Source organism: uncultured Marinobacter sp. (assembly GCF_947259545.1).
Lineage (GTDB): Bacteria > Pseudomonadota > Gammaproteobacteria > Pseudomonadales > Oleiphilaceae > Marinobacter.
This window is the reverse complement of sequence record NZ_CAMYMK010000002.1, coordinates 21,580-47,045: the sequence shown is the minus strand read 5'-3', so window position 1 is coordinate 47,045 and position 25,466 is coordinate 21,580. Positions and strand designations below refer to the sequence as shown.

Below are 25,466 nucleotides of genomic sequence, written 5' to 3'. Positions count from 1 at the left end.
TCAATGTCATTGAGAGAGCCGTCATGAACCCTTATCAGATTGCCCCATCGATCCTGTCCGCGGATTTTGCACGACTGGGGGAAGAAGTCGATACCGTTCTCGCAGCCGGAGCGGACATTGTGCACTTCGATGTCATGGACAATCACTACGTTCCCAATCTGACCATCGGACCGATGGTCTGTGAAGCCCTGCGCAAGCACGGTGTTACCGCCCCCATCGATGTGCATCTGATGGTATCTCCGGTGGACGACCTGATCCGCATGTTCATTGACGCCGGTGCCAGCTACATCACCTTCCACCCGGAAGCCTCCGCCCATATTGACCGGTCCCTTCAACTGATCCGGGACGGTGGCTGCAAGGCTGGTCTGGTGTTCAACCCGGCCACCCCGCTGCACTACCTGGACCACGTCATGGACAAGCTCGACATGATCCTGCTGATGTCAGTGAACCCGGGGTTTGGTGGTCAGAGCTTCATCCCCGGAACACTCGACAAACTGCGGGAAGCCCGTAAGCGCATTGATGCCAGCGGCCATAACATCCGCCTGGAAATCGACGGCGGCGTGAAGGTGAACAATATCCGCGAGATCGCGGAAGCCGGCGCCGACACCTTTGTCGCCGGTTCCGCCATCTTCAACACCGACGATTACAAGGCCACCATCGACCAGATGCGCGCCGAGCTGGAACTGGCCAGAAAGAGCATAGACCAATGAGCCTGAATGGTCTGTTCAATGCCCGCTGGCCCGGCGTTGCCCTGTTCGACCTTGACGGCACCCTGGTGGACAGCGCGCCGGATCTGGCAGCCGCCGTTGACCAGATGCTGGAACACCTCAGCCGGCCTGCCGCCGGCATCGACAAGGTGCGGCAGTGGGTCGGCAATGGCGCTGCGATCCTGGTACGACGGGCACTGGCAGACGCCATTGACTGGGAACCGGTCGATTCCAGAAATGAGGCCCTGTTCAATGATGCCCTCGCCATTTTCTACCATGCCTACACCGAGATTAACGGCCAGCACTCAGTGGTCTACGATGGTGTGGAAGATTGCCTGGCCCATCTGGCCGAACAGGGTTGCCGGATGGCTGTGGTCACCAACAAGCCGGAACAGTTCGTGGCGCCACTACTCGAACAGATGGGCCTGGAACACTGGTTCGATCTGACCATTGGCGGTGATACCCTGACCGTCAAGAAACCCGATCCGGCCCCATTGCTCCATGCCATGGAGGCCCTCAACGGAACCCGGGGCACCACGGTCATGGTGGGCGACTCGGCAGCAGACATCAGCGCTGCCCTCGCAGCGGGCATTCCATGCGTGGCCGTACGCTATGGTTACAATTACGGCCCGCCCGTGGACTCCCTGGGTGCGGACACAGTGGTTGATTCACTGGCTGAGCTTTTGTAATCTCACAAGGATATTACGTTGATCACTTCATTTCGGGAGATTCCTGCCGTGCAGGGACTGAATCTGACTGCAGCGCGAGGCATCCTGACAACCCGCGCAACACGATGGTGGCGATGGCGCACTGGCTGATTCAGGCCAGCGGTCAATCGGGCTGTGCCCCGACGATGACCGCAACCATCGGCTGGGCTGTGAACGGACAGAAACCGGGGACAGCGCCAGCTAACAAGCAGATCAGATTTCAGGAAACCGTTACATGACACCCGAGCAATTCGCCGAGCTCGCCGCGGCCGGCTTTAACCGCATCCCGGTATACCGTGAAGTCCTGGCCGACCTGGACACCCCACTGAGCACCTATCTCAAGTTGGCCAGCGGTCCCTACTCCTACCTGTTTGAATCCGTTCAGGGTGGTGAAAAATGGGGTCGTTACTCCATCATCGGCCTGCCCTGTCGCGACGTCCTCAAGGTTCGCGATCACCAGGTCACCATTACCCGAGACAACCAGGTGATCGAGGAAGTCGAAGCGGATGATCCGCTGGCCTTTGTCGAGCAATACCAGGCGAGATTCAACGCGCCGGACCTGGAAGAGCTGCCCCGCTTCAACGGTGGACTGGTCGGCTACTTCGGTTACGACACTGTGCGCTACATCGAGAAGCGCCTGCGCCAGAGTTGCCCGCCGGACAGGATCGGCACTCCCGACATCCTGCTGATGGTGTCCGATGAGATCGTGGTGTTCGACAACCTGCGCGGCAAGCTGCACCTGATCGTACACGCCGACCCCGCGGTGAAGGGCGCATACGAACAGGCCCAGCAACGTATTAACGATCTGGAATCACGACTGCACCGGCAAACCGCGGATGCACCCCGCACCCCGGAAAGTCTGCGCGGCAAGACCGTGGATGAAAGCGACTTCATCTCCGGTTTCAATCAGGAAAACTTCGAAGCCGCCGTGGGCAAGATCAAGGAATACGTGCTTGATGGTGATGTCATGCAAACGGTCATCTCCCAGCGCATGTCGATTCCGTTCGAGGCGCCACCGCTGAACCTGTACCGTTCACTGCGGGTGCTCAACCCCTCCCCCTACATGTATTTCCTGGATCTGGACGACTTCCACATCGTCGGCTCCTCACCGGAAATACTGGCACGGGTGGAAGACGAGGAAGTCACGGTTCGCCCCATCGCCGGCACCCGCAAGCGCGGCGCCACCGAGGCCGAGGACCGGGCAATGGAAGCGGAACTGCTGGCCGACCCCAAGGAAATCGCCGAACACCTGATGTTGATCGACCTGGGCCGCAACGACGCCGGCCGGGTGTCCGAGACCGGCACCGTGAAACTGACCGACAAGATGATCGTGGAGCGCTACTCCCACGTCATGCACATCGTCTCCAACGTCACCGGTCGCCTGAAAGAAAACACCAGTTGCCTGGATGTCCTGCGCGCCACCCTGCCCGCCGGCACCCTCAGTGGCGCTCCCAAGATCCGCGCCATGGAAATCATCGACGAGCTGGAACCGGTGAAACGGGGCGTTTATGGCGGCGCCGTGGGCTACCTGTCCTTCAACGGCAACATGGACACCGCCATTGCCATCCGCACCGCGGTGATCAAGGACAATACCCTGCACATCCAGGCCGGTGCCGGCGTGGTAGCCGATTCGGTGCCTCGCCTTGAGTGGAAGGAAACCATGAACAAGGGCCGCGCGATTTTCCGGGCGGTCGCCATGACTTACAACGATTTCGACCACTGAGGCGGAGGAACAGATTATGTTGCTGATGATCGATAACTACGATTCCTTCACCTATAACGTGGTGCAGTATCTGGCCGAGCTGGGTGCGGATGTTCATGTGTACCGCAACGACGAAATCACGGTAGAAGAAATCGAGGCGCTGAAACCGGAGCGCCTGGTGATCTCCCCGGGGCCCTGTACACCCAATGAGGCGGGCATTTCCATGGCCGCTATCCGCCACTTTGCCGGCAAACTGCCGATCCTGGGTGTTTGCCTGGGCCACCAGGCCATCGGCCAGGTCTACGGTGGCGATGTAATCCGCGCTGGGCGGGTGATGCACGGCAAGGTGTCACCGGTGTATCACAAGGATCAGGGCGTGTTCCGTGGCCTGAGCAATCCGTTACAGGCGACCCGCTATCACAGCCTGGTGATCGACAAGGACACCTTACCGGATTGCCTCGAGGTGACTGCGTGGACCCGCAATGAGGATGGTTCGGTGGAAGAAATCATGGGGGTTCGTCACAAGACGTTGCCCATTGAGGGGGTTCAGTTTCATCCGGAGTCGATTATGACTGAGCAGGGGCATGAGTTGTTGCGGAACTTTCTGAGAAGCTAGTTTGTTTGGGTGGTCCTGGGGTCTGGTTCTGAGCCCGGTCAGCGAGGGGGAGAGCCTTCCCAAAACACGCCTGCATTTGGGGAAGGCTCTCCCCCTCGCTGCCCTCTGAGCATGTTGTTCCAGTATGTTCTTCACTCAAGACTGGAACGAAAAAAGAGCGTTGAAGAACTGAACATTGGGTAAGCTCTCCCCAAGCTCTAGGGTCGATGGTTGGAGTGCCTGCTTCGCAAAACGTGCGGAGCCATGGATGGCGGAGCCCGAGCCGCACAGGGACGTCTTGAGGCGCTTTTGCGAAGCAGGTACTCCAGCCGTCGGCCATGCTCCCAGTCAAAGGGCCAACCGAACAACAGGTCCTACACCAAACAGGAACTTGCTAAGCTAGACCAAAGCACAGAACACAAAACGCAGATTGACCCAAGGGGCCCATTAATGGACATGAAAGAAGCACTGAACCGCATTGCGTCCAACCTGGATCTGTCACGGGAGGAAATGAAGGACGTCATGCGCATTGTCATGAAAGGCGAAGCCACCGATGCGCAGATTGGGGCCTTTCTCATGGGGCTGCGCCTGAAGAGTGAAACCATCGATGAAATCACCGGCGCCACCGAAGTCATGCGCGAACTGGCTACCGGAGTCACGGTCAACGCCGAACCACTGGTAGACATTGTCGGCACCGGCGGCGATGGTGCCAACCTGTTCAACGTGTCCTCCGCCGCGTCTTTCGTGGTGGCCGCGGCCGGCGGCTTTGTCGCCAAGCACGGCAACCGGGGCGTGTCCTCGAAAAGCGGCAGTGCCGATCTGATCGAAAAAGCCGGTATCAACCTGAACATGAAACCGGAGGAAGTGGCCCGCTGCGTCGAACAGATCGGTGTCGGGTTCATGTTCGCGCCCGCCCATCATGGCGCGATGAAGCATGCGATAGGCCCTCGCAAGGAACTGGGCTGTCGTACCATCTTCAATATTCTTGGTCCGATGACCAACCCGGCGGGCGTGAAGCGGCAGCTGGTGGGCGTGTTCACCCGTGAGCTCTGCCGTCCTATGGCGGAAGTGCTTCATCGCCTGGGGGCCGAACATATCATGGTGGTGTGCTCCAAAGACGGCCTGGACGAAATCAGCCTGGCCAGCCCCACCCATGTGGCGGAACTGAAGAACGGTGAGATCACCGAGTACGATCTCACCCCGGAAGATCTGGGCATCAAGAGTCAGTCTCTGGTCGGTCTGGCCGTGGATTCCTCCGAGGAATCCCTGAAACTGATCCGCGCCGCTTTCGGCCGCGGCCACGACGAAATGGCCGAAAAGGCCCGTGACCTGATCGCTCTGAACGCCGGCGCGGCCATCTACGTAGCCGGCCTGGCCGACACCCCGACAGCGGGTGTCGAGATGGCCCTGGACGCTATGGGTTCGGGCCTGGCAGCGGGCAAGATGTCCGAGCTGGCTGACTTTTCGCAGTGCTTTTAATACCGGTCTGCCGACATTGCAGCCGGACGAGCCGGTGGGGTATCCCTTCCGGCTCTCGCAAACTTTTTACGGGCTCGATATGACTGACCGACACTTAGACAAGACTCCCACCATCCTTCGAAAGATCGTTGATCGGAAATGGGAGGAAATTGGCGAGCGGAAGCCCCAGCTTTCTGTTTCCGACCTGAAAGCCATGGCTGGTGACCAACCGCCAGCACGAGGCTTCGCCGATGCACTGCGCACCCGAATTGAGGCCAAAACCCCAGCGGTCATCGCCGAAATAAAAAAGGCTTCACCCAGCAAAGGCATTCTTCGTGATCCGTTTGAACCGGAAGTGATTGCCGAGAGCTATGAACAGGGCGGCGCTGCTTGCCTGTCCGTCCTGACAGACCGGGATTTCTTCCAGGGCCACGAGGACTATCTGAAGGCCGCCCGCGCTGCCTGCAGCCTGCCGGTGATCCGCAAGGACTTCATGGTGGCTCCGTATCAGGTCTATGAAAGCCGGGCCATTGGCGCCGACTGCATCCTGCTGATCGCCGCCTGTCTGACCAAAGACCAGATGCAGGAACTCGAAGGCATCGCCCACGAAATCGGACTGGATGTACTGGTGGAAGTCCATGATGGCGAGGAACTGGACGATGCGCTGACCCTGAAGACACCGCTGGTGGGCATCAACAATCGGAACCTGCACACCTTCGAGGTGTCCCTGGACACCACGTTCAACCTGCACGAGCGTATTTCCGCAGACCGACTGACGATCACCGAAAGCGGCATCATGACCCGTGATGACGTCGAGACCATGACTTCCCGGGGCATTTACGGATTTTTGGTAGGCGAGTCCTTCATGCGAGCCGAGGAACCTGGTCAGAAATTGCAGGAACTGTTTTTCCGAGCCGGCTGACTCAAAGGCTTATCCAAGCCAGCGGACAAGTCGTGCCAAAAGCGTGCGGAGCCATGGGTGAAGAGCGAGAAGCTCTTCACGGGCAGGCCAAGGACGGCCTGCCCAGGACCCTCAGTGCGACGCAGGAGCAATAAGCACTGAGGGGCGGAGCCGAGCGTACAGGGAAGTATTCACAGCGTATTTTGACACGACTTATCCGCTGACTTGAGGCACGGTTCAGCCCTCAGGCTCCGCCAATGCCTCCTGCAGCAATGCCAGCAGATGCTCCGGCAGATCACCGGCCAGCTTCAGCGCCGCCTCATGCCCCCGTGGCGACATTTTGCCCCAGGTGCGGCGGACAATCCGCAACCACTTTTCCCGATCGTACTCCGCCTTTTCTTCATAAAAATCGGCGAAATAACGCTCCAGAAACACCATGCAGGCAACATCCTCCAGCAGCTGTGTATCCGCGTCCTTGCGCAATTCCCGCTTGGTGAGAATCGTCTCAACCCGATCACACTCCTCCTGCGGATAACCACAGGCCGACATGATCTCCGCCGCCCGCCGGCCATGCATACGGCCACAGGCCTGACGCCACTCGTAATAACCCTTTCGTCCTTCCGGATACTCCTTGCGGGGCATGGTCCAGCGCTCAATGTGCTGGGCCCGGCAGGCGATCTGCATCCGCTCACTTGGCTCCGGCTCAAGTGCGAACAGCCACCGCGTCATGTGCAGGCTGTAGGCGTATTCCCGCGGGAGCAGATCGTCTCCCACCTGTTCCCGGTTCGGGTCTTCACGGTTCGCGTCGTCGATAGCGCGCAGGGCGCAGTCGAGGTGTTCGGATTGGCTCATTGACTGGGTACCATGGGTTCTTCGTTATCCTCCCCTCAGACCTGGGCTGAGGGGCGGGCCTTGATGCGGTCGAACCAGGCCTGCAGGTGAGTCTGCTCTGGCTTGATGCGAATTTGCACCACCTTGGCAAAAGCAACGGTGGTAAAAGCGTTAATGTCAGCAGCGGTAAAACGGTCGCAACAAATGTACTCTTTGCCTTCCAGGTGCTTGTTGAGGAAGTGCATGAATTTTTCAACGCCAACCCCACACTCTTCCCCCCATTCCTTGATGGGGTTCATGCGATCCTTGAAATAGCCACTGGTGTGCTGGAAACACATGCCGGTCGGCACGAAAAAGTACAGCTCAATCCAACGCAGCCACTGTTCGATCATGGTCTTTTCAAGAGGCGTATCACCGAGCAGCGTCGGTGTATCCGGATAACTCTCTTCGAAGTATCGGCAAATGGCCATGGTCTCCGCCACGCTGGTCCCGTCATCGAGCTGCATCACCGGCACCTTTTTCATCGGGTTCATGGCGACATACTCGGGGGTCAGGTTTTCCCCTTTCTGGATATCGATCTCCACAAATTCGACTTTATCCAGCAGGCCTTTTTCCGCCAGAAACATACGGACACGGCGGGGATTAGGGGCGGTTTTCGTCTCGAAGATCTTCATTGTTCTTGGCTCCGTCAGTGAAATTGGACGCGTCATAATCACCCAAGAGACTGACGTGAAAGAACGGTTGCGTCAAGCAACCGATATCAGACAATCAACCAGTGCCGCACTTGCTCAATCACCCATCTAGGGTCATCCATGGGCAAATCATGCCCCGCTTCCGGGTGCACTTTCAGAGTCCATTGCCAACGCTGTTCCAGCTTCTGGCTGCATTTCCAGTGAACAATGCGATCCTTCTTGCTGGCCAGCAAAAGCGCCTCAGGCAATGGTCGCCGGTTCAGCGGCTGATACGAGGCCGCCGCCTTCACCTGTTGCCATGCGTTTTGCAGGGAGACCGGGCGCTGGCGCTGAATACTGTACCAGTGCTTCATGATCTGTAAGTCCGGCTCTCTGTTAGAGGTCAGCCGAAGGATATCCGCCTCGCGGTCAAACAGTTCCCGCCGCGCCAGCAATCGCACAATCCTCGGCCAGGCTGCTGGCCGCATTCGGTGCCAAGGCGGACTGAAACCCGAGCTGGTGTTGATCAGCACCAGGTTCTGGATTTCCCCTTCTGAGGCGTGCTGGGCCCAATCCAGCGCCACCATGCCTCCCATGGACAACGCCATAATACTGTATGGCCCGGGAATATGACTGATCTGCCGCTGCACTTTCTCGCGGATGGCGGTTATTGTCGCCGGGCAGGGTTCGCGATAATGCACGCCGGTCCCCGGAAAATCCACCAGGTGAAAACGATGGCCGGGGAACGCCTGCCGGAGCCTGTCAGGAAAGTCCCCCCAGTGAGCCTGTTCCCGCGTCAGCCCGCGCAGAAGTATCCAGTGCATATTTACTCGCTTTTCCTGTACCAATGCATAATCGCTGCCTCCCTCAGCATGGACTCGTCGGCACCATCCGGCAACCAGTTGCCATGGCTGGCCGTGGCGCTGAGCAGAAAATCCATGAAGGCCAGATGACTGCGCAACACCCGCTGATGCCGATGGGGCACCAGTGGATTAAAAAAACCGTCCAGTCTCAGGAGTTGACGGGGACGTTTACGAATCCATCGCCATGATCCCATTTCCAGGGTAAGTGGCAAGAAAGTCCCGGCATTATCCCGATTCACCCTCTTATAAAAATAATCCCACAGATCCCCATGAGTCAGGTAGTGACGGGACTGGGGCTCGAACCTGTAATTGTGATCCGGATAAGCCTGCTCCCAGATCAGCTTCAGCGCCAGTACCGAGGCAATCTTGCGCATGGGGCGGCGTCGGTAAGCATAGGGAAACCAGATCTGGTCCTGCCAGCCAAAGCCCGAGTGGCAGTCCAGCGCAACACTGAAAGGGCGACCGGGAAGAAGGCCGCTGATCACCGATTCCAGCGCCCGGTTTTCCAGCTCCATGCCCTTTTCAGGGCCACCAATATACCAGGGCAGACGTGGCGACAGCCGCTGCCCACCGAGCAGGAAGGCACTCCGGTCCTGAGCGGTGATCGGGGCATTGCGCATCAGGTCGACGCCATTGGGATTGCTGCGCTGGTTCAGGTACATGCCGCCCGGGTTCAGTATCGGCAGGATGGTGATGTGTACCCGCCCCAGTAGTTCCTTGAGATGGTCGTCCCACGCCAGCCTGGCCAGCAGGTTACGCAGCCAGGCCATGACCACCTGGCTGCCGATCCGCTCCAGGCCATGAACGCCGCCTACCAGGACCATGACCGGAGCATCGGCGGATGTACTTCCCAGGTCCACGCGGTAGATTGGCAACGTCATTGCCCCCACCCGCGTCCGCTCGATCACCTCGGTCGTCACTTGCTCGGGCGCCTCCGCCAGCAGACGTTCAAGTGACACCAGCTCCGGCAGAAACGTTCTCAGCAGGCGACGCTGGCGAGCATCCCGGGTTAGCTGCTCCTGCGGAATCGCAGCATGGGGGGTCAGATTTTTCAGCTCAGTCATGTGGGGCTCCGTTTTCTGGCGACCCTCCAACATGACAGCGTTATGCTGCAATTGTTTGACAGCGCCCCTCACGCTCCCCATTACAACAAAACCGGAAAGGACTATGATGAAAACAGGGCCGCCGTTTGCGGTGTTTACGGTCTGCTACCATGTTCAAGACTGTTTTCGTGTTAACGCTGACAATGCTGTTGAGTGCCTGCTCTCCTTCCGAGGCCCCCAAGGCCGCCGACACGCTGGATCAGAGCACCCAGGGCACGCCTATGCTCAGCACCGAGCAAAAGGTCATCACCATCGGCGCTGATCCCTGGTGCCCCCACAACTGCTTGGCGGGCGAACAGCAGGAAGGCTATATGATTGATATTACCCGGGAGGTATTCGAAGCGTCCGGGTATGAAGTGGAATACCTGAACGTCAGCTGGGCAAGGGCATTGCAGATGACCCGCGAGGGATTGCTGGATGCCGTGGTTGGCGCGTTCACCACCGACGCCCCGGACTTCGTATTCCCGGATGAACCCCAGGGGCGCTCACACATCGCCTTGTACACACCGGCTGACAGCCCATGGCTCTATCGAGGGCTGGAGTCGTTGACAGATCAGACCCTGCTCGCCATCAATGGCTACTCCTATTCCAAGGAACTGGATGATTATATCCGGACCCACGCGGACCAACCCTCAATAGTCTGGGTAATTTCAGGTCCATCTCCCCTGAACAGGGCCATCTACCTGCTGAACCAACATCGCGCCGATGTGTATCCGGAGGATGTTTACGTCATGACCTGGGCTTTGAAAGACCACACCGGATCAGCCCCTCCCCGCAATGCCGGCCTGCTCAAGAAATCCGATACCTATGTCGCCTTCTCACCGGAAAAAGAACGTTCCGAACACCTCGCCGCCCTGTTGTCCGAGGGAACAGCCAGACTCCGGGAAAGTGGCCGAATCCGGGAGATCATGGCGACCTATGGCTTACCGGAGGACTGAACAGCCCGCAGGGCGTCACCATCCGCCGTAGTCAGTATCAGCTCACCGTGCGGCCCGATCTTGAAACGCTGCACCTCTGACAACACGCTCAGGAAGCGCTCTTCCTGCTGCATCAATGCCGGCGCACAGGCCATCAGGGTGCCGGCCATCTGGCCAAACTCAAGCCCCTCCCCCGTCAGGCTCCATTCCCCCATGTAGCGGTTACAGGAAGATCGACCGACTACCCGGTTGTCTGCCAGAAACCGGATGGTTACCCGGGAACGGTCAATGATTCCGCCCCCGTCAATGTCTTCCACCACCCACTCGGTACCACGCAGCAGGCGCTCCGGATTACCCCCGCAACCGGCCCATGTCTCGCCATTGACCGTGAGCCGCACCTGGTTTGGGTGTGGCATACCGGACATCGAATCCATGCACAGCTGGGGGGCAACATCCAGCGTTAGCGCCAGCCCCTCGCGCTCAGCGCGAATCGTCTGTCCGCTCTCTCCCTGCGCCACCACTCTGGAATATAGAGTTTCTGTTGCCTCACCCATACGGCTCAGCGTCAATTCCCTGCCCACCAGCGTGACGTGCCAGAACGGCTCGTTCCCTCTGGCAACGAAAGGCGTAGAAAGCGATCCGACGGCCAGGCACTCGGGAAATTCATTTCCGTTCAAGGTCAGGTTTGCCGAGTTGCCTTTGCTCCAGAAAACCGTGTCCGTATCGTCACCATCGGTGAAACGCGCCCCTGAGGCACTTCTGGACGGTGCAAGAGTGTAACGGGTGCCCTCGTGCGTCAGCACAAGCTGCCCCGAATCTTCCCGGTAATCCAGGTCAATAGCGGCCTGGCCGCAGAACATACGGTCCGCCGGGATCTCGATGTCACCCGGGGCATCACTGGTAGACGCACAACCGACCGCCATTAAGGAGGCGGCACCCAGCAGGCTGATCACTCCGATGTGTTGCAATGTCATAACTCCTTCCCTGATATCAGTCTTCAAGAACATTGAATTCTAAAGTGAAATTGCCCAAAGCCTTCATTACGCTGAGGACATGTTGACGGCCAGCGCAATTTGACCCGGATGGGCTTCTTATCTCGCGGCAACCCCATTATCCTTGGATCACTTACAGAAGGAGACATTAGCAATGGCCATCAGGCTCTACCAGTTCGCCATTTCTCATTACTGCGAAAAAGTACGCTGGGCACTGGATTTCAAAGGATTGCAATACCAGACTCACAGCCTGTTGCCAGGCCAGCACATCAATACCATTCGCAAGCTCACCGGGGCGGCAACATCAGTGCCGGTTCTGGATCATGACGGTCACGTTGTCCAGGGCTCTGCCGCCATTCTGGACTACCTGGATGAGGCTTTTCCCGAGCGGCCGTTAACGCCGGCCGATCCCGAGGCAAAAGCGGCGGCACTCGCCTGGGAAAAACGCCTGGATGACGAAGCCGGACCGGCCGTACGTTGCTACTCCTATCATCATTTCCTAAAGCGCCCGAAGGTCGTGGTGCCGTTACTCGCGGCCCAAACGCCGTTCTACAACAGCATCCTGCTGAAGCTGACCTTCAGCCGGGTTGACGAGATTATGCGCAAGTGGATGAAGATCAACGAGAAAACCGCTGAGGCGTCGCGCCGGACCATGGAAACACTGCTAGTGGAACTCGCCGACACCTACCGCCAACAAGACTTTTTGGCGGGCGATACCTTTTCCCGGGCCGATCTGACGGCAGCCAGCATGTTCGCCCCTATGTTCCAGCCGGAACAGTACCCCGTGCCATGGCCCAGGGAAAAACGTATCCCGCGGGACATTCAGGACTGGCTGAGTCAATGGCAACCGCAGCTGCAGGTCCTGGAAAAAATCTACCAAGCTAACCGCTGAGCCGTCTGCGATCGCGGCCAGGGGAGACACCCGCCCAGCGGCGATAAGCACGAGTGAAGGCGCTCTGTTCCGAAAACCCCAGCAACAGGGCAATGTCGGTCAGGCTCAGTGAGGCATCCGCGAGATACTGCCGCGCCAACTGCTCACGACTGCGATCCAGCCACTGCTGCCAGCTGAGCTGATGGCGGGCCAGGCGGCGCTGGAGCGTGCGGGGGGACATGTACATTGCCTTGGCAGCCCGCTCCAGGGTGGGCTCACCATCGGCCAGCAACTTTAAAAGCACCTGCTGCAGTTGTCGCTCGGTTTCCGAGCTACCCGGCAGAGCCCGGAGCAATGCCTGGGCCTGACGGTCCAGCAGCTCCCGCAACGTAGGATCCCGCCGTGGCATGGGCATGTTCAGGTATTCCAACGGAAACCGAACCCGCACGTGGCTGTCGTTCCATGTGACAGGGCACCCAAAGAAAGCTTCATAGGCGCGGGCAGCTACCGGGTCCACGGATTCCAGAAAGGAGACCGACGAAGGGGGTGGCGGGTTATTGATCTGGCGGCGCAGGAAAGTCACCAGGGCCGCGATAGCGGTTCCGTCTGCCTGCTGCCCCAGCTCATTGTCCGACCGCGGCCAGCGCATTTCCGCCTGACCACCGCCAATATCTATTTCCGCCAGCGTGGTGCCATAGAACAGAGTTTCGTATCGCTGGTAGGCCAGCATGGCTTCACCCAGTGTATCTGACGCCAGTACCAGGTAACCCAGAACTCCCACGTGGCCCGGCCGCACGCAGCTACCCACCTCCAGCTCCGGCGCGGCACTGTCCGGGCGCAGAGCCAGCCCCCTCGCCAGCAGGTCACGCCAGACTGCGACCGGGACATTATCCTGCGCAGACCAGCGTGCCAGCTCCGGGCGCAGTGGCCCCGCATCAAGGTGCTGCTGGTCCAGCCAGTCGCTCAACAACCCCGTCCAGGCTCCGGTTACCCTTAACACTCTTGCCATGGGGACAACTCCCGACCAATGCCCACGATATTGGCATGGATTATCAATTTAGTGGCGTATATCGTCAATTTTTAAGGCCACAGGCAGGCAAGAATAATCAACACACGATAACGGACAACCGGATCTGATTATGGCCATTACTGACATGATGCTGACCGTACTGGAGAACAGCGGCCTGCTGCCACTCTGGAACCTGGTGGCGCCCTGGCTGGCACTGGATGAACGACAACTCATTTTCATGATCGCAACGCCGGTGTTTATCGCCGTCACCGTCTGGGAATACCTGAGACTTCGTCATAACCCGAAGTTGATGGATACCCGGGAAGCCGTCCGCAACTTTGCCCTCGGTGCCGGCTACCAGGCGACCGAATTACTGTTTGCCGGGATCATAGCGTTTCCGGTTTACGCGTTTTTTTACCACTACCGGCTGCTGGATCTGGAGCTGAACTGGGTGAGCGGATTTCTGACCTTTCTGGGGGTCGATTTCTGCTTCTACTGGATGCACTGGGCCAGCCACCGCATACGCTGGTTCTGGGCCGCCCACGTGGTCCATCACTCCTCGGAGCGAATGAACTTTTCCACCGCCATGCGCCAGAATGCCACCAATATTTTCAACGGTGGGTGGATGTTCTACCTGCCACTGGCGTTCATTGGCTTTAACCCGGTATGGATCGGTGTCGCCTATGCCCTGTCCCTGGTGTACCAGTTCTTTATCCATACCACGCTGGTCAGGCAGCTACCTTCCTGGGTGGAACTGATTTTCAACACACCCAGTCACCACCGCGTGCACCATGGCCGCAACCCGGAGTACATCGACCGTAACTACGGTGGCATCCTCATTATCTGGGACCGGTTGTTTGGTACCTTTACACCGGAAGATGCCCACAATCCCCCCGAGTACGGCATTACCCGCCCCGTGTACTCCAACAACCTGATTGTTTTGTGGACCCATGAATACCGGGATATGTTCCGGGATATGACGCACCCGGGCGCGTTGCAGACCCGACTCCAGCACCTGTGGCGCCCGCCCGAGTGGCAACGGGCGGACCGTCAGCGGAACCCATCGGAATAACGACAACCAATAACCGAGTGTCAGACCATTTTACATGCTGAGCGGTGACGCCGAGCCATTTCATAGATAAGCCATTGTTTTAAATGCTTTCTACAGGCACCGGCGTGGTACTTGCATTTGCGGACGGCGCATGAAACGCACTTACTATGACAAGGAGAAGTTACACATGCGCTTTAGTACCCTATCCCGCTTTCTTCCACACACGCTGGCTGCTGCAGGGCTCCTGGTTACGGGTTCCTCCGTTGCGGCTCCTATCGTAATGGAAGGTGATTTCGTCCGCACTGCAGTCAGTGACAATGGTACCCTCGGTGCTGGTGGCAGCGCCGACCCGGGCATCATCCACGACACCAGCGGCACCCGCAGTTGGGGTCCGGAGGACTACCTGACTCCCGGCACTCCGTGGGAATGGTTTGGTGTCAAATCAGCCCAGAGCGGCACTGTTGGAAACAACAACGCCAGCTCCTCCGCGGACATCAACACCCTGACCGGCCCAACCGATCTTTCCGGTGGCAGCGCTGACAATCAGGTGGCCTGGGAGGGCCAGTACAGCGACCTGTTCACCATCAGCCACAGCTATTCCTTCAATGACGACTACGAGCGTATTGATGTGCTGACCACGATCACCGCACTCCAGGATCTGAGCGATCTGAAATTCCTTCGCGCCATTGATCCCGATCCGGACGTCAACACCCTCGGCTCCTATGACACCACCAACACCAGGGGCACCACCGGTGTGGCAGAGGAAGACTTTGTCAATTCCCAGGGCGGTATGACCGGGCTGACCCTCGGTCTCTACACGCAATCCGATATCACCCACAACACCGGGATCTCCGCGCCCTGGTCTACCAACCCGGACGATTACCTGGCCGGAGTCAATGATGGGGATGGGGACTATGTCATTGGCCTGGGGTTCGACATCGGCTCGCTGTTTTCCGGGGAACTGGTGAACCTGAGCTATTCCTACGTCATGGGTGAGACCCTGGATACCGTCGACCTGCCCAACGAGGTTCCGGAACCCGGCACGCTGGCCTTGCTGGGCCTGGGACTGACAGGCATAGGCTTATCCCGTCGCAGGAAGCATCAGTAAGCCCTCCATCGGCCCGCCTCCATGCGGGCCGATGCGCCTCCACACCCGACAGCATGCCGCCAACCATAGAAAAAGCCCGGGAAATCATCGGCAAAGACCGCTAGGATAACCGTCAGATCCTGACATAATGACCGGCACACCCGGTGAATCCGACGGAGCAACTATGGGCCCGGAATGGCAAGCGGTATGGCTCACCCTGAAACTGGCCGGCATCACCACCCTACTGCTGATGATCATCGGCACCCCGATTGCCTGGTGGCTTGCCCGCAGCCGGCATTGGCTGCGTCAACCGGTGTTCGCCGTCGTTGCCCTGCCACTGGTGCTTCCGCCAACAGTTCTGGGCTTTTATCTGTTAATGATGCTCGGTCCCGACGGCTTTATTGGCCAACTGACTGAACGATTGGGTATCGGCACGCTGCCGTTCACTTTCGAGGGTCTGGTGCTGGCATCCATCATCTATTCGATGCCATTTACCGTGCAGCCCCTGCAGAATGCCTTTGCCAGCCTGAACGATCGGATGCTGGAAGCGGCCGCAACCTTACGGGCCTCGCCACGGGATCGTTTCTTTACCATCGCCGTGCCCCTGGCCCGGCCGGGCTTTCTGACCGCCGCAGTACTGACCTTCGCCCATACCATCGGCGAATTTGGCGTGGTACTGATGATTGGCGGCAACATTCCCGGAGAAACCCGGGTGCTCTCCGTGGCCATTTACGATCACGTCGAGGCCCTGGAATACGGTCAGGCGCACTGGCTGGCCGGAGGCATGCTGCTGTTCGCTTTCCTGGTGCTGGTATGTCTGTACACCATCAATGGACGGCTGGCAGGTGGGGTCGTTAAATGAACCAGGGCAAAGGCATTCTCGCCCGTTTCCAGTGCGGCTTCGAGAGTTTTCAGCTGGACGTGGACCTGCAACTCCCCGGACAGGGCGTTACCGCCCTGTTTGGTCACTCCGGCTGTGGCAAGACCACGCTGCTTCGATGCATGGCCGGGCTGCAGAAGGCAGAGGGTTACCTGTCCGTGAACGGTGAGTGCTGGCAGGATGGCCACCGCCGCCTGGCCGTTCATCAGCGCCCCCTGGCTTATGTATTTCAGGAAACCAGCCTGTTCCCCCACCTGTCGGTCCATCGCAACCTGACCTACGGCTACCATCGCATTCCCTCCGACCAACGAAAGATCGGATTCGATCAGGCCGTGGACTGGCTGGGACTGTCACACTTACTGCCCCGAATGCCGGCGAAACTGTCCGGCGGTGAACGTCAGCGGGTAGCCATTGCCCGGGCACTGCTGACCAGCCCGCGCCTGCTGTTGATGGACGAACCCCTGTCCGCACTGGACCGCCACAGCAAGCAGGACATCCTGCCCTACCTGGAAAGCCTGCATCATACCCTCGATATTCCGGTGGTGTATGTTTCGCATGCAGTGTCTGAGGTGGCCAGGCTGGCTGACCATGTGGTGATGATGGATAGCGGTCGCGTGGTAGCCGAGGGACCGCTTCAGGAAACCCTGGCTCGCACAGATCAGCCGTTTGCACTGGAAGAGGATGCCGGGGTCATCGTCAACGCCGTCATTGGAGAGCGTGACGCCCAATGGCACCTGTGCCGCGCCGATTTTGAAGGCGGCAGTTTCTGGGTACGGGACGAGCCGGAATTGATGACCGGCCGGGACGTGAGGCTTCAGATTCTCGCCCGGGACGTCAGCATCGCGCTGGCCCCCAATCACGAGCAGAGCATCCAGAACCTGCTGCCCGCGCGGGTGGAGCAGATCGCCAGCGAGCAAAGTCCCGGAACCACCCTGGTCAGACTGCAGTCCGGCGACACTCCCTTCCTGGCCAGACTAACCAGCAGGGCTGCCCACCAGTTGCAGCTGGCACCGGACATGGAGGTCTGGCTGCAGATCAAAACCGTCGCCATTGTTGACTGAACTGCCACGAGGACAACTTGCGCAATACTCTGGCCCGCTTGGCACGGGCCAGCACTCCGTCCGACCGGTAACCTGTGAAGGTATCACAGTGCCATCCGGCCGACAGGAGCATGCAATGACAACACAACATCAGTGGGTGAACAGCAACGGCGTTAACCTGTATGTCGCCACCGACGGCAACCCCGATTCCCCGCCACTGGTGCTGGTGCACGGCTATCCGGACAACCATACCGTGTGGGACCGGGTGACCGAGCAACTGAAAGACCGTTATTTCGTTATCCGCTATGATGTTCGCGGTGCAGGTCGTTCCGACAAGCCGGCCAAAACCCGTTCATACCGGATGACTCACCTTGCTGCGGATCTGGCAACGGTCGTGGACTCAGTCATACCCGATCAGGCTTTCCACCTTGCAGCCCACGACTGGGGGTCCATACAGAGCTGGGAATCGGTGACCACTGGCCCGCTGACATCGAGGATCCTGTCCTATACCACGATTTCCGGGCCGTGCCTGGACCATGTCGGCTTCTGGTTACGCAACAACGTCACCCGGATCAGTGAAGGGGGCACCCGCAAGGTAATCAATCAGCTCGCCAGCTCCTGGTACGTTGCCATGTTTCAGCTGCCACTGCTGCCGGAGACCGCCTGGCGTGCCGGTCTCGACAAGCTATGGCCAAACTACCTGAAGAACAGGGAACAGGTGTCCGACGCCGAATACAACCGTTTTCAGCGCAATGACGGCCGTTACGGCGTGAAGCTTTACCGGGCCAACTTCATGCCCAAACTGTTAAGGCCAGAGCCGAGGCAGGCACAATGCCCGGTACAACTGATCGTGCCTGGGCAGGACAACTACGTGAAAGAGCAGCTATTTGAAGGGCTGGAGAAGTGGGCAGGGAAACTGAGCCGGCAGGAGGTTGATGCGCCGCACTGGGTGCTGCTGACCCAGCCCGACGCCATTGCCGGCTGGATTGACGGATTTGCCAGCAAGGCGGCCCGCGCATAGACAAGCACGGGCCGGTGGTCAGCGGGTACCGTAGACCACCATGGTCTTGCCCTTGACCCGGACCAACCCCTGGTCCTCCAGGGTTTTCAGGACTCGGCCAACCATCTCCCGGGAACAACCGACAATGCGACCGATTTCCTGACGGGTGATCTTGATCTGCATGCCGTCCGGGTGGGTCATGGCATCGGGTTCCTTGCACAGGTCCAGCAGGGTCCGTGCAACACGGCCAGTAACGTCCAGGAAGGCCAGATCGCCGACCTTGCGGGTGGTCTGGCGCAGGCGAGAGGCCATCTGCTCACCAATGAAATACAGCACCCGTGGATCCTGCTGGGCAATCTCCCGGAATTTGGTATAGCTGATCTCAGCCACTTCGCATTCGGTCTTCGCCTTCACCCAGGCGCTGCGGGAATCCATGTTGTCAAACAGCCCCATCTCGCCGAAAAAGTCACCGGCGTTGAGGTAGGCCATGATCATCTCACGACCATCATCGTCTTCAATGATGACGGTAACGGAGCCCTTGACGATATAAAACAGTGAATCGCTCTTGTCGCCCGCATAGATGATGGTGCTCTTGGCGGGGTAGCGCCGGCGGTGACACTGCGACAGGAAATAATCCAGATGCTTGGTTTTCTGCTCAACCGGCTTGACGATAGTGGCCATAGTGCGAGTCGTGCCTCCTCAAAAACTGGCGGGTCCCGATGTTTATTATGTACCCGGCTTTCCATGCGGGTTTAGTCATTTTTCTTCAAAATCAGCGCAACTTATAACAAGAAGGCCCGGGTTCGGCAACCTGAAACCGACGGGATGTGCTTAACCGGCCCGGGCCGGGTGTTGCTGCCGGGTGCCGCTCTATGTGCTAGCATCCGTGCCAGATCCCTGATGTATTGCGGAGTTTACTGACATGAAAGCAACTGTAGACTGGGCAGGAAATGCCAGTTTCAAGGCCACCAGCGCTACCGGCCACACCGTTCAGATGGACGGCCCCCCCGATCACGGCGGTGAAAACCTGGGACCGCGCCCGATGGAAATGCTGCTGATGGGACTTGGCGGCTGCTCCTCCTTTGATGTCATGAGCATTCTCAAAAAGAGCCGACAGGACGTGACCGCCTGTCACGCCGAGCTGGAAGCGGAACGGGCCGACGCCATCCCTGCCGTTTTTACCCGCATACATCTACACTTTGTGGTAACCGGTCACAAACTGAAAGAAAACCTGGTCAAACGTGCCGTGAGCCTGTCTGCGGAAAAATACTGTTCTGCCTCGATCATGCTCGAAAAAGCTGGCGTGGAAATCACCCACAGCCACGAAATCCGTGAGGCGGACTAGCCTTTAGGGGACACGGAAATTACGGATGCTAAAATGTGGTTGCGAAGGCTACCCAACCACATTCGCGGTGTGCATAATACGCACCCTTCTCCGCCGGTCTGCGCAAATGGTAAACAATCCGGTCAGTAGTCGGTGGCGGCCTCGGCAGAATGTCCGATCGGGCCTTCTGTAGTCATTCATCTCCATTGTCCGGAGGGGCTGAGCATGGAAACCAAACTCCAGTTGCACGGTTTCAATAATCTGACCAAATCCCTGAGCTTCAATATTTACGATATCTGTTACGCGCAGACGGAAGAGCAACGGGAAGCTTACATCGATTACATCGATGAGATGTACAACGCCGAGCGGCTGACCCAGATCCTGACCGATGTGGTCAAGATCATTGGCGCCAATGTTCTCAACATTGCCCGTCAGGACTATGAGCCCCATGGCGCTTCCGTGACCATGCTGATCGCCGAGCATGAGCTCACCTCCGGTGAGCCGGATAACGCGGAGTCTCCGGGGCCATTGCCAGACGCCATCGTGGCGCACCTGGACAAGAGTCACGTGACAGTGCACACCTACCCGGAAAGTCACCCCCACGAAGGCATCAGTACCTTCCGCGCTGATATCGACGTGTCCACCTGCGGCCTGATCTCACCGTTGAAGGTCTTGAACTACCTGATCCACAGCTTCGATTCCGATGTGGTGACGGTGGACTACCGTGTACGCGGATTTACCCGCGACGTGGACGGCACCAAGCATTACATCGATCACGACATCAACTCGATCCAGAACTACCTGACCGAGGATACCCAGAACGCCTATCAGATGATCGACGTCAACGTGTACCAGGAGAACCTGTTCCACACCAAGATGATGCTGAAGAATTTCAAGCTGGATAACTACGTCTTCGGCGTGAACGCCAGCGATCTGGACCCACAGGAAGCACAGTCCATCGAGGACCGTCTGCGCCGTGAGATGCTGGAGATTTTTTACTCCCGCAACGTGCAGTAAACGATACCCCCCAATGACCGGCGAGACGGCGTCTGCCGGTCATTCAGTTTTTTTGATGCCCCTCCCCGAAAATCTCCGTTTTATTCTCCGCAACCTCCGGCGTTTAATAGTCTTATTAACGCACTAGGAGGACATCATGACTTTACGAGCCATCAAACAGATCATTCCGGCCCTGGAAACGTCTGACGGCGCCGGCGTACGCATCAGGCGCTCCATTGGCCAGCACCAGAATATTCGTATGGATCCATTCCTGATGCTGGACGAGTTCGGTTCCGACCAGCCCCAGGACTACATTGCTGGCTTCCCGTCTCACCCCCATCGCGGATTCGAGACAGTGACCTACATGATTGAAGGCCACATGCTTCACGAGGACCACCTGGGCAATCAGGGCAACCTGAAAAACGGTGGCGTGCAGTGGATGACCGCTGGCCGCGGTATTGTGCACTCGGAAATGCCCCAACAGGAATCGGGTCAGATGCGCGGCTTCCAGCTCTGGCTGAACCTGCCGGCGGCCGAGAAAAAGCAACCGGCGGGATACCGGGACATCCAGCCGGAGGAGATTCCCGATGTTCATCTGGACGGAGCCCGGCTGAAGCTGATTGCCGGTGAACTCGAGGTGGATGGTGTCACCATCGCCGGCGCGGTTGCCGGCGGCAGTACACGCCCGCTATACATGGATATCCACATGGAGCCGGGCAAAGCCATCACCCTGCCTGTCAGCGAACAGCTGAATGCCATGGTATATCTGTACGAGGGGGACGCCAGGCTTCAGCACGAAAACACAGACACCTCTCTGAGGCTGGCAGCGGCCACCATCCTCGACGAGGGTAATCAGCTACGGATTGAGGCAGGTGGCGACGGCGCCCGACTGCTACTCATCGCCGGTAAGCCGATCAACGAGCCGGTTGTCCAGTACGGCCCATTCGTGATGAATACCCGCGAGGAAATCGAGCAGACCCTGCGGGATTACCGGGATGGGCGCCTGACCGCCTGAGCTGGTCGATCAGACTGGCGTGCTAATAGTCGAGCTTGGCGTAGGCGGTCTTGCGGGATGCCTCCCGCGCCTGCTTCAGGGTATGGACACCAAGCTCTTCAAGCAGCGGAATCAGCTTCAGCAGTACGTGGCCGGTGACCATGGCATCCCCCAATGCTGTGTGCCGGCCCACCACCTGCACCCCGAGACGAGCGGCAATCTGCTCCAGGCTGTGACCCTCAGCCGGCTGTATCAGGGCTGACAACAGCAGGGTATCGAGCACCGGCTGAATGAAGCGGGTACCGGTTTGCGATTCCTTGAGCTGCAGAAAGCGCATGTCGAAAGCGGCGTTGTGGGCCACCAGCACGGTATCCTCGGCGAAGCGCTGGAACAGTGGCAGCACCTCGGTTATGTCCGGCTGCCCACTGAGCATCTGCGGCGTGAGGCCATGGATCATCTGTGACTCACGTGACACCGGCCGGTGCGGGTCGACCAGTTGCTCGAAGCATTCCTGCACCAGCAGCCGCCCATTAACGATTCGGACCGCGCCAATGGAGATGATTTCATCACCCTCGGAGGGCGACAGTCCGGTCGTCTCGGTGTCGAACACCGTGTAGGTCAACTCCCGCAGCGGCCGCTCGTCCAGCTCGGTACTCTGCCCCGGCTGGTTGAACAGGTCGAAATCGTAGTACACCGGCCGCCCCGGAACCCGCGCGGGCTCGTGGACCTGCGCTTCTGACCGGGTCGCCGGCAATTGCAGGCACAGCTGGCTGTATCCGGCCACGGTATCGCCCCGACACCAGATCTCGCCGCCATGACTCTCGAGGACCTCTCGCAGGGACGACGCCGCGGGGCCTTCGGCGACGGCCCTGAACGGTCGCTGCTCCCACTCATGCAGGTGTTCAGGCTCCGGCGCGGGTCCCCGCCAGCCGATCGAAAAGCGCGCAAAGTGACCGTCGGCGGCCAAATCAAATGTTACCTCTCGAATGTCCAGGGCATCGGCCAGGGTTGCCATCAATTGGGTCATCGCCTGGACCAGGGAGTAGCTGTCCAGGTTCAACCAGAGTGACTCGTCACTCTCCTGGTAACGGTTGTTATCGGAGGGATAGCGGGCCATGACGCCCACTGTGGCAAAGCTGCGTTGCAGGGCGACCATCAGATCGTTGGCCAGCATGTCCTCGAGCAACCACTGTGGGTGCAGCAGGTCCGCATGCCGGCTCAGTGCCTGTTCCAGGTGCCGGGAAAGCCGTTGAGCCTCGTCATTGATGACCTCGCCAAACCGGCGCCGGTGCCCGGGATCCATTTCCGGGAAACGCTCCATCGTCTCCGCGGCGGCGCGGATATTGCCGAGTGCCGCCCGGGTGCCTTCGGTCAGTTGCTGCAGCAGCGCATCGCGGCGGCTGTCCAGGGCCACCTCACGGGTGATGTCCTCAAGTATCAGCACGAATCCGATCAACTCGCCCTGATGATCCTGCATAGGGGCCATTTGCGCCCGCAGCAGGCAGTCACCACGGGCCGTGACAAAGTGGGCCACCGGATCCGGGGAGTTCTGCCGGAGAAGCCGCCGGATCCGTTCCAGGGCATGTACGATCAGCCGCTGGTCGAGTATGCCGAAAATCGAGCGGCCCAGGCCTACCGGTGCCCGTGCCGGGCCTCCGGCGTGGGGCTCGAGCAGCTGGCTGGCGCTGCCGTTGTAAAGCAGGATACGGCCCTCGCTGTTGCACATCAGCACACTCTGTGACAGCTCCGACATCAGCGCCGCCAGGCGGTTCTTTTCCTGCTCAAGGCGGACGTTGGCTTCCTCGATGCGGCCTTTCACCTCACGCTGCAACGCGCAGTGGGCCTCGGCAAAGGCGTTCACCGCCTCCCCCAGACGACGCATATCACGGCTGCCGGTCAGGGTGACGCGGTGCTCGGGATGGGCCCGATGAATGATATCAACGTCTTCGCGAAGACGGATCACCGCCTCCGGATAGGCCACCAGCCACTGCCGAACGAGCACGCCGAAAGGCACCAGTACCAGCACGCCCAGCACAACCATTAGCATGCCGCGCCCGGATACCAGGTCACTCAGCGCTGCCCGTTCCGCCGTATTCAGGTCGGCCCAGACGAAGCCCCCGGCAAGCACCAGCAGGCCCGCCAGCAGCGTGATCAGTGCCAGCAACCAGAGCGCCAGACGCACTCTCGGACGCATCGGCTATTGCCCCCCCAGATGCGATTCGATCTCCGCCAGCAATTCCTGGGTCGAGAACGGCTTGGTGATATAGGCATCGGCGCCCAGGGCCAGGCCCTTGCTGACCTCCACTTCACGGCCCTTGGCGGTCAGCATCAGCACGCGCATGTCCCGCCAGTCCGGGTTCTCGCGAATCTTCTGGCATACGTCAAAGCCGCTCAGGCGCGGCAGCATGACATCGAGCAGCACCAGGTCCGGGGTCTCGCGACGGATCGCATCCAGCGCTTCCTCGCCATCGTGCGCCACCACCACCCGATAATCGGCCTGCTTGAGCAGGAACTCCAGAGAAATGACGATGTTTGGCTCATCGTCGGCGATCAACACGGTCTTGCTCATGTCCTGTCCTCCCTCTCGTGGCCAGGGTCCGCCGTGGCCACATCGGACTGCCCCAGGGGCAAGGTAAACGAAAACGTCGCGCCCTCGCCGGGCTCACTGCACACCCAGAGCCGACCGCCGAAATGCTCGACGATCTGCCGGCTGATCGGCAGCCCCAGGCCGGTACCCTGGGGCTTTTCCGTCAGATTGTCCCCGGCCTGACGGAACTTCTCGAAGATGGTGTCCTGGTCCGCCACGTCGATACCACGACCATTATCGCGCACATCCACCTGCAGCACCTCCGGCAAGACCTTTACCGCAATACCGATGCGGCCCGCCCCGCGGTCGCAGAACTTGATGGCGTTGGTGATCAGGTTAAGCAGCACCTGCATCAGCCGGTCGCGATCCGCGATGACCGGAGGCACCCTCCGAGGCAGGTCGAGCTGCACCTCCACGCCCTGCTCCTGCACCAGTTGGCTGGTGGTGGCCAGGGCATCGTCGATCACTTCCGCCAGGTCAATTTCAGTGGCGTGCCATTCCACCCGCCCCGCCTCCAGTTTAGCCAGGTCCAGTACCTGGTTGATCATGCGGGTCAAACGCTCGCTCTCCTTGACAATAATGGCAATGAACTGCGACCGCTGCGCCTGCTCCAGATCCGGATTATCGTTCAGGATCTCGGAGAAGGCGCGGATGGAGGTTAAAGGCGTACGCAGCTCGTGGGTTACGGTGGAGATAAAGTCATCCTTCAGCCGATCGAGCTCCCGCAGCCGTTCGTTGGCCGCGCGCAACTCACGAGTGGCGGTCTCCAGTTCCCGGGACTGCTGCTCCAGACGGCGGCTGTAGGCGATCACCTGGGAGGTCTCATCGAGAATACCCAGGACCTCCTCCATACCCAATGGTTCTTCCTGCACCACCGACGCCAGCATTACCCGCGCCGAGGCCGCGCCGATGGCCCCGGCCAGCTGTTGCTCAGCGAAGTGCACGAGGTTGGCATCCGGCACCAGTTCGGCACTGGAGCGCAGGCCTTGCCGGGCGGCGTAGTCGGCAAAGGCTTTCGCGGCACGCTCCGGCCCGAGGAAGCGCCCCACCAGGGCGATTACCTCGGTCATGGAAGCCCCGCCGCGCCACAGGCTGGCGCCCCGTCCAACCGACTTGAAAACATCAACAAAGAGCAGCGCCTGGGCATGCTCGCGGCTGCTCTGGTGTCCGAAAAGCGACA

Annotated in this window: 26 protein-coding genes; 16 read left to right on the top strand and 10 right to left on the bottom strand. The window is 59.3% G+C overall.

The features are described from left to right. Positions 1–23: 23 nt before the first annotated feature. The 6 genes from rpe (at position 24) to trpC (ending at position 6,091) form a co-directional block, all read left to right on the top strand. On the top strand, positions 24–710 hold the full coding sequence (gene rpe, locus Q0Y21_RS00370; protein WP_297790458.1) for a ribulose-phosphate 3-epimerase: 687 nt from the start codon (positions 24–26) through the stop codon (positions 708–710). Further along, entirely contained in the window at positions 707–1,396 is a 690-nt protein-coding gene (locus Q0Y21_RS00365; RefSeq protein ID WP_297790457.1) for a phosphoglycolate phosphatase, read from the top strand. Before rpe ends, Q0Y21_RS00365 begins: the two co-directional genes overlap by 4 nt. Before the next feature lie 253 nt (positions 1,397–1,649). Next, positions 1,650–3,137 (top strand): anthranilate synthase component I, encoded by a 1,488-nt coding sequence (gene trpE, locus Q0Y21_RS00360; RefSeq protein WP_297790456.1) that lies wholly within the window; start codon positions 1,650–1,652, stop codon positions 3,135–3,137. Between the two features lie 16 nt (positions 3,138–3,153). Next, entirely contained in the window at positions 3,154–3,732 is a 579-nt protein-coding gene (locus Q0Y21_RS00355) for an aminodeoxychorismate/anthranilate synthase component II (RefSeq protein ID WP_297790455.1), read from the top strand. 429 nt (positions 3,733–4,161) lie between these two features. Then, positions 4,162–5,190, top strand: a complete 1,029-nt coding sequence (trpD, locus tag Q0Y21_RS00350; protein ID WP_297790454.1) for an anthranilate phosphoribosyltransferase — start codon at positions 4,162–4,164, stop codon at positions 5,188–5,190. 79 nt (positions 5,191–5,269) lie between these two features. Next, positions 5,270–6,091: an indole-3-glycerol phosphate synthase TrpC gene (gene trpC, locus Q0Y21_RS00345; protein ID WP_297790453.1), complete on the top strand. Its 822-nt coding sequence runs from the start codon at positions 5,270–5,272 to the stop codon at positions 6,089–6,091. A gap of 216 nt (positions 6,092–6,307) precedes the next feature. On the opposite strand, the gene Q0Y21_RS00340 is transcribed toward trpC, so the two are convergent. The 4 genes from Q0Y21_RS00340 to Q0Y21_RS00325 all read right to left on the bottom strand — a co-directional run bounded on the left by Q0Y21_RS00340 (position 6,308) and on the right by Q0Y21_RS00325 (position 9,499). Beyond that, on the bottom strand, positions 6,308–6,922 hold the full coding sequence (locus tag Q0Y21_RS00340; RefSeq protein ID WP_297790452.1) for a DUF4202 domain-containing protein: 615 nt from the start codon (positions 6,920–6,922) through the stop codon (positions 6,308–6,310). A 35-nt stretch (positions 6,923–6,957) separates the two neighbouring features. After that, on the bottom strand, positions 6,958–7,575 hold the full coding sequence (locus Q0Y21_RS00335) for a glutathione S-transferase family protein (RefSeq protein ID WP_297790451.1): 618 nt from the start codon (positions 7,573–7,575) through the stop codon (positions 6,958–6,960). Positions 7,576–7,661: 86 nt separating this feature from the next. Continuing rightward, positions 7,662–8,396: an alpha/beta hydrolase gene (locus Q0Y21_RS00330; RefSeq protein WP_297790450.1), complete on the bottom strand. Its 735-nt coding sequence runs from the start codon at positions 8,394–8,396 to the stop codon at positions 7,662–7,664. A 2-nt stretch (positions 8,397–8,398) separates the two neighbouring features. Beyond that, complete coding sequence (locus Q0Y21_RS00325; protein WP_297790449.1) at positions 8,399–9,499, bottom strand: M14 family zinc carboxypeptidase; 1,101 nt, start codon at positions 9,497–9,499, stop codon at positions 8,399–8,401. 149 nt (positions 9,500–9,648) lie between these two features. Between Q0Y21_RS00325 and Q0Y21_RS00320 the strand changes: the two genes are divergently transcribed. Continuing rightward, entirely contained in the window at positions 9,649–10,476 is an 828-nt protein-coding gene (locus Q0Y21_RS00320; RefSeq protein ID WP_297790448.1) for a transporter substrate-binding domain-containing protein, read from the top strand. Here Q0Y21_RS00320 and Q0Y21_RS00315 read toward each other — a convergent pair. Beyond that, positions 10,455–11,429: an META domain-containing protein gene (locus Q0Y21_RS00315; RefSeq protein ID WP_297790447.1), complete on the bottom strand. Its 975-nt coding sequence runs from the start codon at positions 11,427–11,429 to the stop codon at positions 10,455–10,457. The genes Q0Y21_RS00320 and Q0Y21_RS00315 overlap by 22 nt on opposite strands. Positions 11,430–11,601: 172 nt before the next feature. On the opposite strand from Q0Y21_RS00315, the gene Q0Y21_RS00310 reads away from it, so the two are divergent. Beyond that, positions 11,602–12,339 carry a glutathione S-transferase family protein gene (locus Q0Y21_RS00310; RefSeq protein WP_297790446.1) on the top strand — a complete coding sequence of 246 codons (738 nt, stop codon included), beginning with the start codon at positions 11,602–11,604 and terminating at the stop codon, positions 12,337–12,339. Here Q0Y21_RS00310 and Q0Y21_RS00305 read toward each other — a convergent pair. Beyond that, complete coding sequence (locus Q0Y21_RS00305) at positions 12,329–13,327, bottom strand: AraC family transcriptional regulator (protein WP_297790445.1); 999 nt, start codon at positions 13,325–13,327, stop codon at positions 12,329–12,331. The two genes, Q0Y21_RS00310 and Q0Y21_RS00305, sit on opposite strands and share 11 nt — an antisense overlap. A gap of 130 nt (positions 13,328–13,457) precedes the next feature. Here Q0Y21_RS00305 and Q0Y21_RS00300 point away from each other — a divergent pair, with 130 nt between their 5' ends. The 5 genes from Q0Y21_RS00300 (at position 13,458) to Q0Y21_RS00280 (ending at position 18,406) form a co-directional block, all read left to right on the top strand. Further along, complete coding sequence (locus Q0Y21_RS00300; RefSeq protein WP_297790444.1) at positions 13,458–14,399, top strand: sterol desaturase family protein; 942 nt, start codon at positions 13,458–13,460, stop codon at positions 14,397–14,399. A 166-nt stretch (positions 14,400–14,565) separates the two neighbouring features. After that, positions 14,566–15,486, top strand: a complete 921-nt coding sequence (locus Q0Y21_RS00295; RefSeq protein ID WP_297790443.1) for a PEP-CTERM sorting domain-containing protein — start codon at positions 14,566–14,568, stop codon at positions 15,484–15,486. Positions 15,487–15,613: 127 nt separating this feature from the next. Continuing rightward, positions 15,614–16,327, top strand: a complete 714-nt coding sequence (gene modB, locus Q0Y21_RS00290; protein ID WP_297790442.1) for a molybdate ABC transporter permease subunit — start codon at positions 15,614–15,616, stop codon at positions 16,325–16,327. Then, a complete protein-coding gene (modC, locus tag Q0Y21_RS00285; protein WP_297790441.1) occupies positions 16,324–17,406 on the top strand; it encodes a molybdenum ABC transporter ATP-binding protein in 1,083 nt (360 codons plus the stop codon). The genes modB and modC overlap by 4 nt, the downstream gene beginning before the upstream one ends. A 115-nt stretch (positions 17,407–17,521) precedes the next feature. After that, positions 17,522–18,406 carry an alpha/beta fold hydrolase gene (locus tag Q0Y21_RS00280; protein ID WP_297790440.1) on the top strand — a complete coding sequence of 295 codons (885 nt, stop codon included), beginning with the start codon at positions 17,522–17,524 and terminating at the stop codon, positions 18,404–18,406. A gap of 18 nt (positions 18,407–18,424) precedes the next feature. On the opposite strand, the gene crp is transcribed toward Q0Y21_RS00280, so the two are convergent. Then, positions 18,425–19,066, bottom strand: a complete 642-nt coding sequence (gene crp, locus Q0Y21_RS00275; RefSeq protein ID WP_007153756.1) for a cAMP-activated global transcriptional regulator CRP — start codon at positions 19,064–19,066, stop codon at positions 18,425–18,427. A 241-nt stretch (positions 19,067–19,307) separates the two neighbouring features. On the opposite strand from crp, the gene Q0Y21_RS00270 reads away from it, so the two are divergent. The 3 genes from Q0Y21_RS00270 (at position 19,308) to Q0Y21_RS00260 (ending at position 21,720) form a co-directional block, all read left to right on the top strand. Further along, on the top strand, positions 19,308–19,730 hold the full coding sequence (locus Q0Y21_RS00270; RefSeq protein WP_297790439.1) for an OsmC family protein: 423 nt from the start codon (positions 19,308–19,310) through the stop codon (positions 19,728–19,730). A 204-nt stretch (positions 19,731–19,934) separates the two neighbouring features. Further along, entirely contained in the window at positions 19,935–20,726 is a 792-nt protein-coding gene (gene speD / locus Q0Y21_RS00265; protein ID WP_297790438.1) for an adenosylmethionine decarboxylase, read from the top strand. Positions 20,727–20,862: 136 nt separating this feature from the next. Continuing rightward, the gene (locus Q0Y21_RS00260; protein ID WP_297790437.1) at positions 20,863–21,720 is read left to right on the top strand and encodes a pirin family protein; all 858 of its coding nucleotides are present in this window, start codon (positions 20,863–20,865) and stop codon (positions 21,718–21,720) included. 22 nt (positions 21,721–21,742) lie between these two features. Here Q0Y21_RS00260 and Q0Y21_RS00255 read toward each other — a convergent pair whose 3' ends face one another. The 3 genes from Q0Y21_RS00255 to Q0Y21_RS00245 are packed head-to-tail and all read right to left on the bottom strand — an operon-like array spanning position 21,743 to position 25,137. Beyond that, positions 21,743–23,893, bottom strand: coding sequence for an exonuclease domain-containing protein (locus Q0Y21_RS00255; protein WP_297790436.1), 2,151 nt, complete (start codon positions 23,891–23,893; stop codon positions 21,743–21,745). A gap of 3 nt (positions 23,894–23,896) precedes the next feature. Continuing rightward, a complete protein-coding gene (locus Q0Y21_RS00250; protein ID WP_297790435.1) occupies positions 23,897–24,268 on the bottom strand; it encodes a response regulator in 372 nt (123 codons plus the stop codon). Beyond that, positions 24,265–25,137, bottom strand: a complete 873-nt coding sequence (locus Q0Y21_RS00245) for a HAMP domain-containing sensor histidine kinase (RefSeq protein ID WP_297792437.1) — start codon at positions 25,135–25,137, stop codon at positions 24,265–24,267. Before Q0Y21_RS00245 ends, Q0Y21_RS00250 begins: the two co-directional genes overlap by 4 nt. Positions 25,138–25,466: the final 329 nt, after the last annotated feature.